Below are 16,192 nucleotides of genomic sequence, written 5' to 3' on the forward strand. Positions count from 1 at the left end.
CGTTCCGCCCCACTCCCCACTCCCCCTGCCGTCCGGGAAGGACGCGATGACGACCCGACAGCCACCGGCCGCCCCCTGGCACAGCCTGCACCTCACCCTGCCACTGCCCGCACACGGGACCGACGCCTTCGTCACGGCGGACCTCGCGCCGCTGATGGACGAACTCGCGGGCGAGGACTGGTTCTTCATCCGCTACGGCGAGGGCGGGCCGCACCTGCGCGTGCGCTTCCGGGGGGCGCACACGCACCCCGGCGCCCTGGCCGGCGAGCTCACCCGGCTCGCGTCCCTGCACACTCCGCCCGACGGCCCGTGGACGGCCCGCCACGGGGAGGTCACCGCCGTCCCGTACGAACCCGAGACCGAACGCTACGGCGGTCCCGCGCTGCTGCCGATCGCCGAGGAACTCTTCACCCGCTCCACCCGCACGGCCGTCCACGCCCTGCGCTCCCTCGACGCCTCCCCCGGCGCCCGGCTGCCCCTCGCCCTGGACCTGGCGCACACCACCGCCCACGCCCTGGGACTCGACGAGTTGGCCGCCGCCCGCTGGCTGCGGCGCCACTCCGCCTCCTGGCGCTGGGTGACGGACTTCCGGCCGCTGCCCGGGCTCGCGGTGCACAGCAAGGTGAACGCGGTGTTCGCCCGGCAGCGGCAGGCCCTCGCGCACCGGGCCGGGGCCCTGCGGAAGGCACTCGACGCCGGGACGGCCACGTCCTGGCTCACCGACTGGTCGGCCGCCGTCGCCGACGCCGACGCCCGGATGCGAGCCACCGCGCCGGACGGGGCCGAGGAGCGGCTGCGCTGGGTGTGGGCCTCACAGCTGCACATGCTGTTCAACCGCCTGGGGATCGGGCCCGACGAGGAGCGGGCCGTCTGCCGGCTCGCCGGCCGAACGCTCCTGGAGACCGACCGGCCCTTCACCTTCTTCCCCGACGACCGGCGCGCCCCGGACCTCCAGTACCTGGAGGACAGCAAGTTCCAGGTCGGACGCCCCGAGGACACCGCGCTGCCGGACGTGCCGCCCGCCGAGCCCCCGCGGCCGTGGCCCGGCGACCTGCCCCTGTCCGCCGACCCGCTGCCGGCCGTCACCCTCGCCGACGCGCTGCGCACGCGCCGCTCCACGCGGGGCCGGCTGACCGGTCCGCTCACCGCCGGTCAACTGGGCGGCCTGCTCTGGTCCGCGTACGCGCCGGACGGCGGCTCGGGCCACCGCCCCTACCCCAGCGCGGGCGCCATGCACGCCGCCCGGGTCCGGCTGGTCGCCCTCGCCGTCGACGGCCTGCCCTCCGGCACCTACCAGTGCGTGCCGGCGCTGCGCTCCCTGCGCCCGATCGGCCCGGCGCCCGATCCGGACCAGCTCCGAGCGCTGTCCTACTACCTCACCCTCCCCGACTCGGACCCGCAGCACATCGCCGTCGACGAGGCCCCCGCCGTCCTCGCCCTGCACCTGGACCTCGCCCACCTGCGCCGCCGCTACGGCCTGCGTGCGCTGCGCCTCGGGCTCGTCGAGACCGGGCACCTGGCCCAGAACCTCCTCCTCACCGCCGCCGCCTTCGGCCTCGGCACCACCCCCCTCGGCGGCCTCTACGACGACCTCGCCCACGAACTCCTCGGCCTCGACGACCTGGACGAGCCGATCCAGTACCTGCTGCCGCTGGGCCGCCCGGCGACGGCCTGACGCGCTCTCGGGCGCGGCGTCGCCGTCGGGCGCCGCCCGGGCCGCACCGGGGCGACGCCGCCACCAGGCCCCGAGCCCAGGCCAGCCATGACCGCCGACAAGCCGCCGATGGCTGAGAACAGTTGGCACCACATGCCGATGTGCGATCGCAGTTGCCGGGTGACGGCTACCTGGGCGACATGACCTCGTAGAGGTTCGCGGCCTCATCGGCGAAGTACAGGCCCCGTGCACACAACGGGTGGTCGATCCGGCCGTTGTCGGGCTCACTGGGGTCGTTGCCGTAGGGCACCCCGGCAGCGCGGAGCCGGGCGAGGATCCCGTCGAAGGTCGACGGATCCACGTCGAAGGCCAGGTGGTGGCCCACCGGATTCTCGACGGACATGAAGTCCAGCGTCAGGGACTCGTTGATCTGCACCGGCGCGAAATGCCGATCAGCGCCTCGGTAGTCCAGTCCCATGATGGAGGCGAAGAAGCGCGCTGCCGCCTCATTGTCGACGGCTGGGACGATGGTGTGGTTCAGCGTGATGGACATGCTCCGCCTCTTGAGATCTCGACTGGCTAGGACAGAACGCCGTTCAGGAAGACGTCAACGAGGTCACGCACACCCACGCGCAGCGCCGGATCCGCCGGCTCGCCCCCTGCGGGCGGCCCGCCGACCCCGACGAACAGGAGACCCAGGAAGATCAACGCTGCCTGCTCGGGAGACAACCGCAGCGACTCCCGCTCGGGCTCGAAGAGTTCGGCCAGCGCCTCTTGTACGGGCAGGGAACCGGCCGCACGATCAGGCGGGGCCTCTGCGCTTCCAGATGGGTCGCTTCGTCCCCGCCTGCCCGCCGCATGAAGGGCCCCGACCACCGCGCCGACCCGGTCCAGGTGGGCGTGCAGCGCGGAGGCGGCCTCGGTCAGCCGGTCGGCGAGCGGCTGGTCCATGGACACCAGGGCGAGTTCGGCCAGGGCGTGGGCCGGGCTCAGCGCCTCGGACACGCACGTCTCCAGGAGTTCGTCCTTGTCCGCGAAGACACGGAAGATGGTGCCCTCCCCGATGCCTGCGGCCCGAGCGATCTGGCGTGTCGTCACCGCGCTGCCGTGCTCGATCACGAGGGGAAGCGCTGCCCGGACGATCATTTCCCGGCGGCTGCCGGGGGACATCGCCGGTGCTCTTCGCCGACTGGGTGTTGTTGGCATGGACGCAAGTATCGGAGTGAGCGCTCACTCCGGTCAAGTGGTTCGGGAAGCGCGGCGTGAATCAGCGTGTCCTCATGCCGGTGTAGCCGCCCGGCCCCCGGTCGATCCCGCTCGCGCCGGCCGTGGTCGCGTCGGCGGCGGCCTGATCCGGGTGTCAGACGCCGGAAGCCGGACAGACGCCCAACCGACAGCAACCACATGTGGAAGGAGACCGGTGATGACTTCCAGCAAACCCGCCCGGCACACGTCCATGGACGAGGGCCAGGCCAGTCGCTTCGACGGCGAGCAGCACGGCTGGTCCGGCGACATCGACGCGCAGGAGCAGCAGCGCAACGACAGCGCGCACCGCTCCTTCCATCCCGAGAAGTACGCTCCGGAGCCCGGTGAGGGGCGCGAGCCCTCGAAGGAGGAGGAGCAGGGGGTGCCCGGGCAGGCCGTGCAGAGCGCAGGCCCGCGCGGTGAGGAGCAGGGCCCCTCGGAGCACCGGCGCGACCACGGGACCAAGGGCCCGTCCGGGCGTCCGGCCGGCGGCTATTCACAGAAGGCCCGCACGGGTGTGGACCCGCAGGAACCCGGCCAGTCAGATAGCGGCCGCTGACCGGCCGGTGCCTCGGGAACAGCCTCGGCGAGGTCCGTGACGGCCTGGGCCGCGGTCCGGTGGGTGTCCCCGCGGGCAGCAGGTAGCGGTGCCCCCTGAACGGCGCTTGGCAGGTTCGTCGCGGAGTGAGCCATGTGACCTTCCCCGTTGGCGTCGGTCATCCCGTGGTGGCCTCCGGGATCGGAAGCGGGTGGTGCCGGTGCGGTCGGTTCAGCCGGTGACGGTCTCGGCGTGCCGGGTGAGCGCGTCCAGGAGTGCGCTCTGCTGCTCGGTCAGCTTGCCGTCGGTGCGGGCCTTGTCCTGCTTGCGCAGCCAGGTGCCGGGCCGGAACGTCGGGTCGGCTTCGCCGCCGGTGCGGTTGACGGGGCCGGTGAGGGTGCCGCCGGCGGCGAGGTAGGCGAGTAGGCGGCGGTAGGAGCGGTTCCAGTCCGGTTCCAGGCGCCACAGCTCGTCGAGGGCGTCGAGCTTGGCGACCTGGGCCGTGGTGAGGCCCGCGGCCTTGCGCTGGCGGCGCATCCACGCGCCCACGGCGTAGTCGTCCAGCTTCGCCGTGGTGGGGATCGCGAGGTGGCCGTGCTGGTGGTGGAACGCGGCGGCGTAGGCGTAGCCGCGTTCCCAGGCGTTGGCGTTCTTCGACCAGATCATGCCGAGCGCGTCCAGCTCGTTGACGCGGGCCGGGTCGAGGAGGCCCTGGCCGTGGAGGTGGCGCTGGCGGGTGAGCCAGGAGATCAGCTCGGCGTGCTTCGTCTTGTCGGTCGGGTCGAGGTGGCCGTGCTGGAGGTGGAACACGGCGGCGACCGCGTGCATGCGCTGCCACTCGACCGCGCGCGGGTTGAACGCCCGCAGCTTCACCGTCTGCAGGATCCGCGCCGCGTGGCGGCGGGCATCGATCCGCAGCCAGCCCACTGGCGACTCCGCCACCGCCGGCGGCTCCCCCTGGCTGGCCTCTCCGGCCTCGGCGGCCGCGCCCTCCTCTTCCGGCGAGGCCGTGGTGGCGAGCAGGGCCGGCTGGGTCCGGTGGGCGCGCAGCTCGGTGATCCGGCCGACCACCCGGGCGTCGTGGGCCGCCAGGGCGCGCAGGACGCGCCAGATGGTGCGGAAGGAGCCGGCCTCGATCTCGGCGTCGGCCTCGGCCTTCACGGCCTCTCCGGCGTCGTGGACCTCGGCCGGGTCGGCGGCCGCCGTGTCGTCGCCGACCTCCGGCGTCGGGAGGTACACCGGGATGACGACCCAGGACACCTTGCCCTGGCGGTAGGACTGGCGCAGCGCCCGGCCGACGGCCTGGACGATGTCGATGACCGAGGACTTCGGGTCCGCGAAGCACACCGCGTCCACGGCTCGGACGTCGATTCCTTCCGACAGGAGCCGAGCGTTGCAGAGGATCCCGCACTCCTCGCCGTCCTCGCCGGTGTGGGCCTTGAACTCGGCGAACGCGGCGCGGCGGTCCTTGAGCCGGTCGGTGCCGGCCACCGCCTTCGCCCAGATCCGCTCCGGACGGTCCTTGTCCTCCAGCAGCTGGGAAGCGTCCAGCAGGGTGTTCGCGAACTCCCGCGCCGCGGTTACCCGGGAGTGGAAGGTGATGACGCGGCGCAGGCCGAGGTCGGCGACGGCGCGCAGCACCGCGATCTGCAGGGCCAGGCGCAGGAGTTCCTCGTTGGTGCGCTGGGAGCGGAGGTCGGCGACGGCCGGGAGGTTGAGGAGTTCGCGCAGCTCTTCGTCGGTGACGACGGGCACAAGGACGCGGTAGTCGGCGAGGTAGCCGTGTTCGATGCCCTGGCCGAGGGTCCAGGTGAAGACGGTTCTGCCGTAGATCGTCTCGTCGTCCATGGAGCAGAGCGCGGGCAGCTTCTCCACGCCCTCTCCGTCGGTGTCGGCGAGGTCGGCCAGGCCGTCCTTCGCGCGCCGGTCGTCCGCGATCCTGGGCGTGGCGGTGAAGTACAGCCGGCGCGCGGCGGGGACCTGGGCGTCGTCGTGGACGGCCGCCCAGGCCTTGCCCTCCGCCCCGGCGGTGCGGTGGGCCTCGTCGATGACGACCAGGTCCCAGGCTGGGAGGCCGAAGTCGCGGTGGGCCTGGACGATGCGCTCCAGGCTGGCGTAGGTCGCGTACACGGTGACCGGCTCGCCGGCCTTCTCGGCGGCGACCAGGTCGGCGATCCGGGCGGCCTGCGTGGTCACCTGGGCGTGGACGCGGCCGCCGGCCTCCGCGCTCTCCAGCGCCTCCTCCCGCGAGCAGGCCGCCACCGCCAGGCCCCGGCGCCCGCCGCGCAGGGACCAGGCTTCGGCGGTCTGCTCCAGCAGCTCGATCGTCGGCACCAGCACCAGCACCCGGCCCCGAGCGGCCAGGCGCCGGGCACAGCCGGCCGCGATGAGGGTCTTGCCGGAGCCGGTCGCCGCGATGACGGTGGCGCGGCCGCCGTCCTTCACCTCGCGCACCGCGGCCGCGACCGCGTCCTTCTGGAACCAGTGCAGCGGCAGCGGGTTCACGGCGGTGCCGAGCGGCCGGGCCGGGAGCGGCGGCTCGGGCTGGGCGCGCGGAGCGGCCGGCACGTTCTGCTCGGCGGTGGCGGTGGTGGTCTCCACGGCGGTGCTTCTCCTTCGGATGCTGAGGCGGCTCGGCGGGGCGGGCGGGGCTGTGGGAGGGGCCGGCCGGACCTACTGCTGGTCCTCGGGGATCCAGCCGCGGACTTCCAGGTAGGCGATGTCGGCGTCCTCGACCGCGCGGCCGGTCTCCACCAGCCACTCCTTCATGGCCTCGGTGACGTCGCCGTGGTGGTCGGCGACCCGCTGGGACCATTCGGCGGCGTCGAACCCGCCGGTGGAGGCGGAGCCGTAGGTGCGTTCCTCGGTGCCGTCGGAGCGGGGGATGAAGCCGCGGCGGATGCCGCCGGAGTCCTTCTCCGAGCCCGCGCTGTAGACGTACTGGTCGGCTTTCATCCGGACGGTGAAGGCGAGGCGGCCGCCGGCCTGGCCGGTGGCGTGGACCACGGGCGCGAGGTGGGAGGCGCCGGACTTGATGGCCTGCTTCCCGGCGCGGCCGGCCATGCTGCCGCCCGCCTCGCCCACGACGTCCTTACCGCGCACCCGGGCCTTCTGTCCGGTCTTGGTGCGGCGCCGCTCCATGTTCTCCTGGGCGACGGCGCCGAGTGTCTCGGTGTCGCGTTCGCCGCCGCGCACCGCGCGCACGACCTGGCGCAGCGCGTTCACGAACGCCGCGCCCTTGCCCTTGGTGAAGAACTGGGAGACGAGGGAGGCGTCGCGGCCGAGCATCTTGGCAACCTGGCGCTTGGTGTAGCCGTGGTCGATCAGCTCCTGGGTCAGCCTCGCGGCCTCGTTGGGGTTGTCCGGGTCGGCCGGGCTCACTGGTCAGCCCCCGTCTGCGCGAGTTCGGCGCGGCCGAGGCCGCGCAGCGAGAGGTACTGCTCCTGGCTGGTCGGGTGCTCGATGGGGCCGGTGAGGTGGCCCTTGAGGAGGTAGTCGCCGGGCTCGCCCCGGTAGGGCCAGGGCTGGCGCTCGGTCAGGGCGATGCCGTCGGTGCCGAAGTACACGACCGTGCCGGGCTTCGCGTGGAGGGCGCCGGCGTGGGCGATGATGTCCTTGCCCTGGCGGTACTTCATGTCCAGCAGCGCCGCCCGCGCTCCCGACCAGACGTACGCCGCCCACTCCGGGTGCGCGTACGGGTCGCGGGAGAAGCCGGCCTGCCGCTGCCAGGTCACCACCTGGTCGTCCTGGCCGAGGATCTCGACCCCGGCCGGGAGCGCCTCGCCGACCGGGGTGGTGCCGGAGACCAGGCGCGGGCGCTGGGCGAAGCCGCCCAGGCCGAACAGCAGCACCGACCGGACGGCGCGGGAGGCGAGGTAGGCGGCCTGCCGCTGCCGCTCGTCCGCGTGCAGCTTCGAGAGGTTGGTCAGGTCCGCCCAGGCCGCCTTCAGCCGTTTGCCCCACTCGTCCAGGGGCTTTCCGTCCTCGAAGAGCAGGCCGCCGAGGATCTCGATCCGCCACGGCGCGATGTGGTTGGACAGCGCGAGGTGGATCTCGGCCCCGCCCGCCCACGTGGTGAACGTCGCGCCGGGCTCGGACGGGTAGATCCAGGCGCGGTCACCGGTGACCGGGGCGGGGAGCAGGCCGACGTGCTTCCACCCGTCCGGGACGGTCACGCGTACGTTCCAGTGCGAGCAGGACATCAGGGCCTTGGTCTGCTCCTGCCCGGTCATCGCCGCGAACGCGGCCGCGGTGATGCGGCGTGGGGTGCCGACCGGGGACTTCCACAGGTGCTTGGCGTAGGCGAAGGTGCGGTCGTACTCCACCAGCGCGGGCAGCTGCTCCGGCACGCGCGGGGGAAGGATCAGCTCGGTGCGGCCCTGGCCGCCGGTCGCGTGCAGGAGGCCCCGGAGTTCCTCGCTGAGGACCGGGTAGCCGCCCGCCCACTTCCCGGTGGTGGGGATGGTGCGCGACCACAGGTCCCGGCCGGTCTGCGACGGGGAGCCCATCAACACGGCGTCGTCCCAGTGGCGGCGCAGCGCCTGCCACAGCAGCGCGAACGCCTGGCGGCAGGTGACGACGTCGGCGCCGTCCGGGTCGAACCACTCCCCCATGCTCCGGATCTCGGTCGTCCCGCTGTCCGGCGCGCTCGCGGGGGCGTAGCGGCCGACCGGCTGGCGCTGGTGGACGAAGTGTCCGGCCAGCTTGTCCCGGCCGGAGCCGACGGCGGTCGTCCACCGCTGCGACGGGGTGTTCAGCCAGGCGGCGACGGCGTCCTTGAGCGTGCTGTACCGCTCGGCGCCGTCGTGCCAGGGGGCGCCGGCGGTGATGTAGATCCGCTCGGTGCCGGGCGCGGTGGCGAGGACGGCGTCCAGGATCTCGCCCGGGGTGCGGGCGCCGAGGTCGAGGCGGACCACGCGGTCGCGCACCGCGAGGTCGCCGGTCGCGGCGTCCAGGAACACCGTGGAGCGGGCCTGCTGGACGAAGTTCGGGCGCTTGGAGAGCAGGCCGGTCGTCACCGCTTCGAACCGTGCGCCGGCCGGACCCTCGGGAAGGGTGGGCAGCTCGCGCGGACCGGCCTCGACCACCGGACGCGGCACGGCAGCGACCGGAGCTGTCGGGACGGCCGACGCAGCGGCGACGGGCGCGGCCGGGGTGGCCTGCTCGACGACGACGGCCGGGCGGGTCAGCGCCGGAGCCACGGCGACGCTGGGCTCGGCGACCGGCACCGGCGCGGACTCGGCCACCGGCGCGGGCGCGGGCGCAGCGGCGGCGGCGGCCTGGTCCTCGGCCTTGGCGGCGCGGACGGCGGCCGGGGTCGGGTCCAGCAGCGGGGCGATCCGCACGACGTCGCCGACCGACAGGCCCGAGGCCTTCGCGATGGCATCGGCCTTCGCGCCCTCGTACCCCGCGAGTTCGGTGATCCGGCGGGCGCGCTGCAAGTTGAGCTTGTCGAGCGCGGCCTGCGCGGCCGCGACCGTCTTCTCGGCCTTGCCGATCTCCTCGCGCAGCGGGCGCAGCTCGGCGACCTTCGCGGTGTACGTCTTGCGGTCCATCAGGGTGTCACTTCCCTTCCGTGGCGTCGGTGCTGGTGCCGGTGTCGAGGGGGCGGGCCTGTCGGGCGAGAGTGAGCCAGCCGTCCGGGCCCCGGGTGCCGTGGATGTCGGCCAGGCCCGCGAGCAGGAAGGCGTAGGCACCGCGCTTGGGGGCCCGTGGCTGAGCGGCGCCGTTCTCCCACTTGGCGAACGTCTCGCGCCGGGTCTTCAAGGCCTCGGCGACCTCGATCTGGGTCAGGCCGGCGGCCTTGCGCAGCCGTTCCCGCTCGGCCGGTTCCGGCAGGTCGCCGCCGTCCCGGGCCTTGGCCAGCAGCGCGTCCACTGCCGCGTAGATCTCGGACATCACACACCTCCTGACGAGACAGGCAGCATAGATCACCTCTTGATACGCATCACTTTTCGCCGCATGTTGGTAACACAATGACCTCATGGACTTCGCCGGGCGCGCTGGGGCCGCGGCGCCTGCACGTCGCGTACGCCCTCGGATTCCGTGGGCATGACGGGGCGTCACCATCCGGTGACCGGTTCGCCGGACAGGAGTCCGCCGGCGGAGCGGGATGAGGCCATGCCTGCTGCCGATGACCCGGTCTTCGCGGAGGCCGAGGTGCTCTCGGATGCGGCCGGTCGGTGGCAAAGCGCAGGCAAAGTAGGATCGGTGCGCTCGGTCCCCCGGTTCTGTGAGGAGTGTCCTCGGATGGTGTTCAAGCGGCTTCTCGGTGCCCTGGGCGTCGGTGGACCCACCGTCGACACAGTGCTGTCCACCCCGGCCGTCCATCCCGGCGGCACCGTACACGGCCAGGTCAACCTGGTCGGCGGCAGCCGGGACGCCGACATCAACGGCATCACGCTCTGCCTGGCCGCCCGGGTCGAGGTCGAGCACGAGGACGGCGAGAGCCACACCGTCAAGGAGTTCGCCCGGGCGCAGGTCTGCGGCCCGCTGCGGCTGGCCGCCGAGGAGCAGCGGGCCGTCCCGTTCGCCCTGCCCGTGCCGTGGGAGACGCCGCTGACCGCGATCGGGGGCCACCACCTGGCGGGCATGGTGCTCGGGGTCCGCACCGACGTGGACATCGCCGGCCAGCTGGACCGCGGGGACACCGATCCGCTCGCGGTGCAGCCGCTGCCGGTGCAGCAACGGGTGCTGGAGGCGCTGGCGGCGCTCGGTTTCCACTTCCAGCGGGCCGATCTGGAAGCCGGCCGGATCCACGGCACGGGCCAGACGCTGCCGTTCTACCAGGAGATCGAGTACAAGGCGGCGCCGCAGTTCGCCCGGCGTTGCAACGAGATCGAGCTGTCCTTCGTCACCGACCCGCACCGGGTCGAGGTGGTGCTGGAGTTCGACAAGCGCGGCATGTTCCGTGGCGGCGACTCGGTGCGCACGTTCGTGCTGGACCATGCGGCCGGGCAGCACGACCTGACGGGCACCGTGGACGGCTGGATCCGCGGCGTGCTGGGCCACTGACCGCACGCCGCGCCTGCGGTGCCTTCACGGACACGGCTGATCCGACCGACAGTGCGGCCGCCGTGGGCTCGGCGGGGACCCGGTGTCCGGTTGGACCGGGTCATCGGTCATCGGTCGTCGGTCGTTGGTCGTCGGTCATCGGTCGGCAAGGCGGCTGTGCGGCAGCCCGTTCCCGCGATCGGCGCGGTCCCGGAGGTATCGTCGGGAGCGCTGGACATGATCGATGGGCAACGGAGGTGCTGCACATGGGAGTTGACGCCGACCGGCCGGCTTTCCTGCTGGTTCACGGGGCCTGGCACGGGGCTTGGTGCTGGGACCCGGTGCGCGAGGCGCTCGAGGGCGACGGTTGGCGGTCGCACGCCGTCGACCTGCCCAGTGCCAACTCCCCGGCCGGCCGGTCGGTCGGCATGCTGGATGACGCGCAGGCCATCCGGGACGGCCTGCGGCGCATCGGCGGACCGGTGGTGGTGGTCGCCCACTCCTACGGTGGGGTGCCCGCGACGGAGGCCGTAGCGGATGCCGCCGACGTGGTTCGGGTGGTGTACGTGGCGGGGTTCCAACTGGACGTGGGCGAGAGCATGTTCACCTTTCTCGGCACGCCCGTGCCGGACGACGGCGGCGGCCAGGCCCCGCCCTACCCGGACGCGCGGCGCATTCTGTTCGCCGACGTTCCCGAAGCCGAGGCGGAGCGGGCCGTGGCCCGGCTGCGGCCGCAGAGCATCCGTTCCCTCACCGAGCCGGTGACCACGGCGGGGTGGCGCACCGTACCCTCCAGCTACGTCGTCTGCGAGCACGACCAGGCGCTCGCCCCGGCCCGGCAGCACGAGCTCACCACCCGGGCCGGCACCGTCCATCGGCTGGCGAGCGGCCACTCGCCGTTCCTCTCGATGCCCCGGCGACTCGCCGCCCTGTTGGGTCGGATCGCGGCCTCCGGGGGGTGACCGGTGGCGGAGGGGTCCGGGAGCCGAGGGTCCTGACCGACGGGGCGGCCGGCGTGGGAAACGCCACACTTCCGGCCCTGGGCGTGCCGGTGCTCGCCGCCCGGGCGGCAGCCCAGGACACTGGTCGCCGTGACTGATGTGCGCGAGACCTTGGATTACCAGACCTTCGGACGGGCGGTGCGCGAACTCGCGCAGACGATCGCCGACGACGGCTACGAGCCCGACCTCGTCCTGAGCATCGCCCGCGGCGGGGTGTTCGTGGCGGGCGGTCTCGCCTACGCGCTGGACTGCAAGAACATCCACCTGGTGAACGTCGAGTTCTACACGGGCGTGGGCACGACTCTCGAAATGCCCGTCATGCTGGCGCCCGTTCCCGCCGCGATCGACTTCACCGACAAGAAGGTCCTGATCACCGACGATGTCGCCGACACCGGCAAGACATTGAGGCTGGTGCACGACTTCTGCCTCGACCATGTCGCCGAGGTCCGGTCCGCCGTCATCTACGAGAAGTCGCACTCCCTCGTGAAGTGCGAGTACGTGTGGAAGAGGACCGACGACTGGATCGAGTTCCCGTGGTCGACGGAGGGACCGGTCGTCAGGCGCGCCGGGCAGGTGCTCGACGCCTGACCGGAGGCGGCGGGCGCGGGAGCACGCGGCATGACCGCCGCCCTCGGGCCGGGCGGCACCGTGATGTGAACGGGCCGGTCGCCGAAGGGACTTCGGGCGCGGCGGCGACGGGTGGCCTGCCGGGCGGCGGTCGGGTGGCCGGGGCACGTTGCCGTGCCCCGGCCGGTGCCAACCGCTGTTCGGGCCGGCCGTCATCCGCTTCTCAGCAGACCGCGGTCCGGTCGTAGGTCCCGCCGACGGTGTGGAAGTACCGGCTCTGCCTGTTCGGGATCGACTGGCACGAGGTGTCCCGCCAGTAGTTGACGATGATCCTGACGTTCATCGTCCTGCCGCAGTTGTTGTACACATAGCCCGCGATCCCACCGCCGGCCATGTTCGTGACACCGCTGCGGTCGATGCAGGCCGGCGCCGTACCCCCGGCGGCCAGCGGCGCCGAAGCGGCCTGGGCCGGCACGGCACCGCCCAGACCTGCCAGCACGAGGGCGGCCGAGCCCGCGAGGATCCGGGACTTCGTTGCTCGCATGGTGTTCCTTTCGACGCGGTCCGCGCCCTGGAGCCTCGGAAGTCGGTTCTCCGCGAGACATGGCTCCCGGGTGCGTCGCGCAATCAGGTTCGCCGCGCCCCCGGCCGGGCTCAACGTGATTCGGACCAGGCCGAACCACGGCGTTCCGGGGAGGTCGGTGGTGTTCGGGCCCCTCGGCACTCACCCCGGCGGCACTCCAACTCCTCGGTGGCGCAAGGCGCGTAGCCGTCCAGGGCGATCGTGTCGCGCAGGACATCGCGCTGCGCCGTGGGCCAGGGCGAATCCACGGCCTCCGGGGCCGGAAGGTCCGAGGAGACGGGTGACGGGCGGGTGGAGGGCAAGCCGTTTCGGTGCGCCGGCGCGGGGGACTTTTCGGATAGTCGCGGCAGGCGTCGGTGGACGAGGCTGGGCCCTGCCCCCGGATGATGTGGAGACCACATGGCTCGACGACGTTCCCTGCCCCGGCTCGGCCTGGCCGTACCGGTCGTGCTGTCGCTGACCGCCTCGCTCGGGTTCCTCCCCGCGTCGGCCTCGGCGACGTCCCGAATACCCTCCGCCGCGCGGGCCGGGGACGCGCCCGCCCTGGCGTACGTCGTCAACACCGGGACCGACCGGCACACGATCGCGCAGGTGCGGCGGGCCGTCACCGCGGCCGGCGGCAGCATCGTCGTCACGTACGACGCGATCGGCGTGATCGTCGCCCACTCGGCGGAGCCCGACTTCGGCAAGCGGATGCGCGCGGTGCGCGGAGTGGAGTCGGCGGGGGCCACCAGGACCGCGGCGCTGAGCGTGGTGGGCACGACCGAGGAGGGCGCGGTGCGCCGCCTCTCCGAGGCCGAGGCCGCGAGGATCGCGAAGGCGTCCGACGGCGGCGAGCCCCTCGAGGCCGAGCAGTGGGACCTGCGGGCGATCGGCGCGGACAGGGCCGCGAAGGTCAACCCCGGCAGCCGGGACGTCACGGTCGCGGTGATCGACACCGGCGTCGACGACACCCACCCCGACCTCGCCGCGAACTTCTCCCCCGCGCAGTCCGCGAACTGCGCCAGCGGCAGGGCCGACACCACGTACGGCTCCTGGCGGCCGGCGGACCCGGAGTACTTCCACGGCACGCACGTGGCGGGCACGATCGCCGCGGCCCGCAACGGCGTCGGCGTCGCGGGCGTGGCACCCGGCGTGAAGGTCTCCGGCATCACGGTCTCCCAGCCCACCGGGCGCCAGCTGATCTACGCCGAGAGCGTCGTCTGCGCCTTCGTGTTCGCCGCCGACCACGGTGTGCAGATCACCAACAACAGCTACTACGTGGACCCGTGGCAGTACAACTGCCTGGACGACCCCGACCAGAAGGCCGTCGTCGACGCGGTCGACCGCGCCCAGCTCTACGCGCAGCGCAAGGGCACCCTCAACGTCGCCGGGGCCGGCAACGCCAGGCACGACCTGGCCTCCGGGGGCTTCACCGACGCCGGCAGCCCCAATGACTCCACCCCCGTGAACCGGACGGTCGACCCGCACAGGTGCTGGGACCTGCCCGCACAGCTGCCGGGCGTCGCCACGGTCAGCGCGACCGGCGCCAAGGGCGCGAAGGCGTACTACTCCAACTACGGCCTCGGTGTGATCGACGTCGCGGCGCCGGGCGGCGACCAGTACGTGGCCTCGGACACGCCGTCGGGGTCGGGCGGCATCCTGTCGACGCTGCCGAACAACCAGTACGGCTACGAGCAGGGCACGTCCATGGCCACGCCGCACGTCGCCGGGGTGGCCGCGCTGCTGAAGTCCGCCCACCCGCAGGCGACCCCGGCCCAGTTGCAGACGCTGCTCAAGGCCCAGGCCGCCAACCCGGGGTGCCCGGCCGACCCGTACGACTGGAACGGCGACGGCGTCGTGGACGCCGTCTGCGCGGGCGGCGGGCGCGTCAACGGCTTCTACGGCTTCGGCGTCGTCGACGCGCTGCGCGCGGTCGAGTAGGCGTAGGGGGGTACCCGGCCGGGGTGTCCCGGCCGGGTACGCCGAGCGCTCGCGGTCACGCACCGTATCCGGTGGTGTGCTGGGGGCTTTCGGGGTCGGGGAACTGGACAACGTAGGATGGCCGAACTCCCGCGCTACGCGCGAAGAGTTCCATAAATGTTCTATTTGTCTGTTTTCTTCTCCCGCTTCACACGCACGGAGCCACCCTCATGGACAACCTGTCCACCGTCGACGTCGACGGCGCGATAGAGACCCGCGGTATCGAACCCGTTCCGGACCACGAGCGCCGGGGCAGAGTCCGCGAGCTCTTCCCGACCTGGGTCGCGGCGAACATCAGCGTCCTGCTGCTCACCATGGGTGCGGCCCTGGTGGTGTTCAACCGGTTGAACTTCTGGCAGGTCCTGGTCGTCGCCGCGTGCGCCGCGCTCGCCTCCTTCGGCATGGTCGGCGTGCTGTCGGTCTCCGGGAAGTGGGGCGGGGCGCCGGGCGCGACGCTCTCGCGGGCCACCTTCGGGGTGCGCGGGAACCTGTTCCCCGGCGCGATCCTGTGGATCGCCCGGTTCGGCTGGGAGACGATCAACGCCGTCACCGGCGCGTACGCGGTGCTGACCGTCCTCGACCTGCTCTTCGGCGTCAAGAGCAACACCGCGCTGATCGTCATCACGCTCTTCGCCTTCGTCGCCTGCACCTTCCTGGTCTCCGGCATGGGCCGCAAGGCGCTGAACGTCTGCAACACCTGGTCGACGTACCTCTTCGGCGTCTTCAGCGTCCTGGTGCTGGGCTACCTGGTCGCGACCATCCACTGGAGCGAGGTCTTCGCCAAGCCCGCGGGCACCACCGCGATGATGATCGCCGGCATCGGGACCATCGCCGCCGGCGGCATCAGCTGGGTGCCCACCGGCCCGGACTTCACCCGCTACCTGCCGCACGCCGCCTCCGGCCGCAAGATCGCCGGCGTGACGGTCTCCGGCGCCGGCCTGGTGATGGTGCCGATGGTGCTGATGGGCGCCGTGATGGCGGTGGCCTCCCCCGGCCTGGCCGACGCCGCCGACCCGGTCTCCTTCCTCGGCGACCTGCTGCCGACCTGGCTGGCCGTGCCCTACCTGCTGACCGCGATCGTGGGCATGCTGCTGATCAACAGCCTGTCCATGTACTCGGCCGGCTTCACCGCCCAGACCATGGGCGTCAAGCTGCCGCGCGCCATGGCCGTCAGCATCAACGCCGTGATCTCGCTGGTCGGCGGCCTGCTGCTGATGCTGGTCGCCAAGAGCTTCCTGGGCTCCTTCATCACCTTCCTGATCCTGCTCGCCGTCTCCTTCTCGGCCTGGATCGGCGTCTACGCGGTGGACATGTTCCGTCGCCGCTCGCGTGCGGTGCGCTACGACGCCGCCGCGCTGATGGACACCACCAGCGGCAGCCGGTACTGGTACAAGGGCGGCTTCTGCTGGCAGGCGATGGTGTCCTGGGTCGTCGCGCTGCTGTTCGGCCTCGCCTTCACCAAGTGCGACTGGTTCGCCGGCCCGCTCTCCGGCACCTTCGTCGGCAAGTACGGGCTCGCCTGGGCGGCGACCATCGTGATCTCCGGCGTGATCATGGCCGTGCTCCCCACTCCCCGGGAGAACACCCCCGCCGCCGGCCGGCAGGGCGCCGACGCCCCGGCGGAGCGGACCGACCGGGTCACCGTCTGA

Annotated in this window: 14 protein-coding genes; 7 read left to right on the forward strand and 7 right to left on the reverse strand. The window is 72.8% G+C overall.

All coding sequences use genetic code 11. The features are described from left to right. The first annotated feature begins 46 nt into the window (after positions 1-46). A complete protein-coding gene (locus ACWDBB_RS22025) occupies positions 47-1,675 on the forward strand; it encodes a thiopeptide-type bacteriocin biosynthesis protein (RefSeq protein WP_449791225.1) in 1,629 nt (542 codons plus the stop codon). Between the two features lie 166 nt (positions 1,676-1,841). Here the strand turns inward: ACWDBB_RS22025 and ACWDBB_RS22030 are convergent, their stop codons facing one another. Together ACWDBB_RS22030 and ACWDBB_RS22035 are read right to left on the reverse strand one after the other, a co-directional pair. After that, positions 1,842-2,207, reverse strand: a complete 366-nt coding sequence (locus ACWDBB_RS22030; RefSeq protein ID WP_449791226.1) for a VOC family protein — start codon at positions 2,205-2,207, stop codon at positions 1,842-1,844. A 26-nt stretch (positions 2,208-2,233) separates the two neighbouring features. Then, the gene (locus ACWDBB_RS22035; protein WP_449791227.1) at positions 2,234-2,824 is read right to left on the reverse strand and encodes a TetR/AcrR family transcriptional regulator; all 591 of its coding nucleotides are present in this window, start codon (positions 2,822-2,824) and stop codon (positions 2,234-2,236) included. Between the two features lie 253 nt (positions 2,825-3,077). On the opposite strand from ACWDBB_RS22035, the gene ACWDBB_RS22040 reads away from it, so the two are divergent. Beyond that, positions 3,078-3,458, forward strand: coding sequence for a hypothetical protein (locus tag ACWDBB_RS22040; protein ID WP_449791228.1), 381 nt, complete (start codon positions 3,078-3,080; stop codon positions 3,456-3,458). Positions 3,459-3,668: 210 nt separating this feature from the next. Here ACWDBB_RS22040 and ACWDBB_RS22045 read toward each other — a convergent pair whose 3' ends face one another. The 4 genes from ACWDBB_RS22045 to ACWDBB_RS22060 form a co-directional block, all read right to left on the reverse strand. Continuing rightward, the gene (locus tag ACWDBB_RS22045; protein WP_449791229.1) at positions 3,669-6,038 is read right to left on the reverse strand and encodes a Helicase associated domain protein; all 2,370 of its coding nucleotides are present in this window, start codon (positions 6,036-6,038) and stop codon (positions 3,669-3,671) included. Between the two features lie 72 nt (positions 6,039-6,110). Beyond that, positions 6,111-6,818 carry a helix-turn-helix domain containing protein gene (locus tag ACWDBB_RS22050; RefSeq protein ID WP_449791230.1) on the reverse strand — a complete coding sequence of 236 codons (708 nt, stop codon included), beginning with the start codon at positions 6,816-6,818 and terminating at the stop codon, positions 6,111-6,113. Then, positions 6,815-8,992: a hypothetical protein gene (locus ACWDBB_RS22055; protein ID WP_449791231.1), complete on the reverse strand. Its 2,178-nt coding sequence runs from the start codon at positions 8,990-8,992 to the stop codon at positions 6,815-6,817. The genes ACWDBB_RS22050 and ACWDBB_RS22055 overlap by 4 nt, the downstream gene beginning before the upstream one ends. Positions 8,993-8,999: 7 nt before the next feature. Beyond that, entirely contained in the window at positions 9,000-9,335 is a 336-nt protein-coding gene (locus ACWDBB_RS22060; RefSeq protein ID WP_449791232.1) for a helix-turn-helix domain-containing protein, read from the reverse strand. Between the two features lie 351 nt (positions 9,336-9,686). Here ACWDBB_RS22060 and ACWDBB_RS22065 point away from each other — a divergent pair, with 351 nt between their 5' ends. The 3 genes from ACWDBB_RS22065 (at position 9,687) to ACWDBB_RS22075 (ending at position 12,019) form a co-directional block, all read left to right on the forward strand. Continuing rightward, entirely contained in the window at positions 9,687-10,451 is a 765-nt protein-coding gene (locus tag ACWDBB_RS22065; RefSeq protein ID WP_449791233.1) for a sporulation protein, read from the forward strand. 245 nt (positions 10,452-10,696) lie between these two features. Continuing rightward, positions 10,697-11,392: an alpha/beta fold hydrolase gene (locus ACWDBB_RS22070; RefSeq protein WP_449791234.1), complete on the forward strand. Its 696-nt coding sequence runs from the start codon at positions 10,697-10,699 to the stop codon at positions 11,390-11,392. Positions 11,393-11,521: 129 nt separating this feature from the next. Beyond that, a complete protein-coding gene (locus ACWDBB_RS22075; RefSeq protein WP_449791235.1) occupies positions 11,522-12,019 on the forward strand; it encodes a phosphoribosyltransferase in 498 nt (165 codons plus the stop codon). A 202-nt stretch (positions 12,020-12,221) separates the two neighbouring features. On the opposite strand, the gene ACWDBB_RS22080 is transcribed toward ACWDBB_RS22075, so the two are convergent. Beyond that, positions 12,222-12,542, reverse strand: a complete 321-nt coding sequence (locus tag ACWDBB_RS22080; RefSeq protein WP_449791236.1) for a hypothetical protein — start codon at positions 12,540-12,542, stop codon at positions 12,222-12,224. A gap of 438 nt (positions 12,543-12,980) precedes the next feature. Between ACWDBB_RS22080 and ACWDBB_RS22085 the strand changes: the two genes are divergently transcribed. Together ACWDBB_RS22085 and ACWDBB_RS22090 are read left to right on the forward strand one after the other, a co-directional pair. Continuing rightward, positions 12,981-14,504, forward strand: coding sequence for a S8 family serine peptidase (locus ACWDBB_RS22085; RefSeq protein ID WP_449791237.1), 1,524 nt, complete (start codon positions 12,981-12,983; stop codon positions 14,502-14,504). A 209-nt stretch (positions 14,505-14,713) separates the two neighbouring features. Then, positions 14,714-16,192, forward strand: coding sequence for a purine-cytosine permease family protein (locus ACWDBB_RS22090; RefSeq protein WP_449791238.1), 1,479 nt, complete (start codon positions 14,714-14,716; stop codon positions 16,190-16,192).

This window comes from Kitasatospora sp. NPDC001095 (assembly GCF_053598615.1).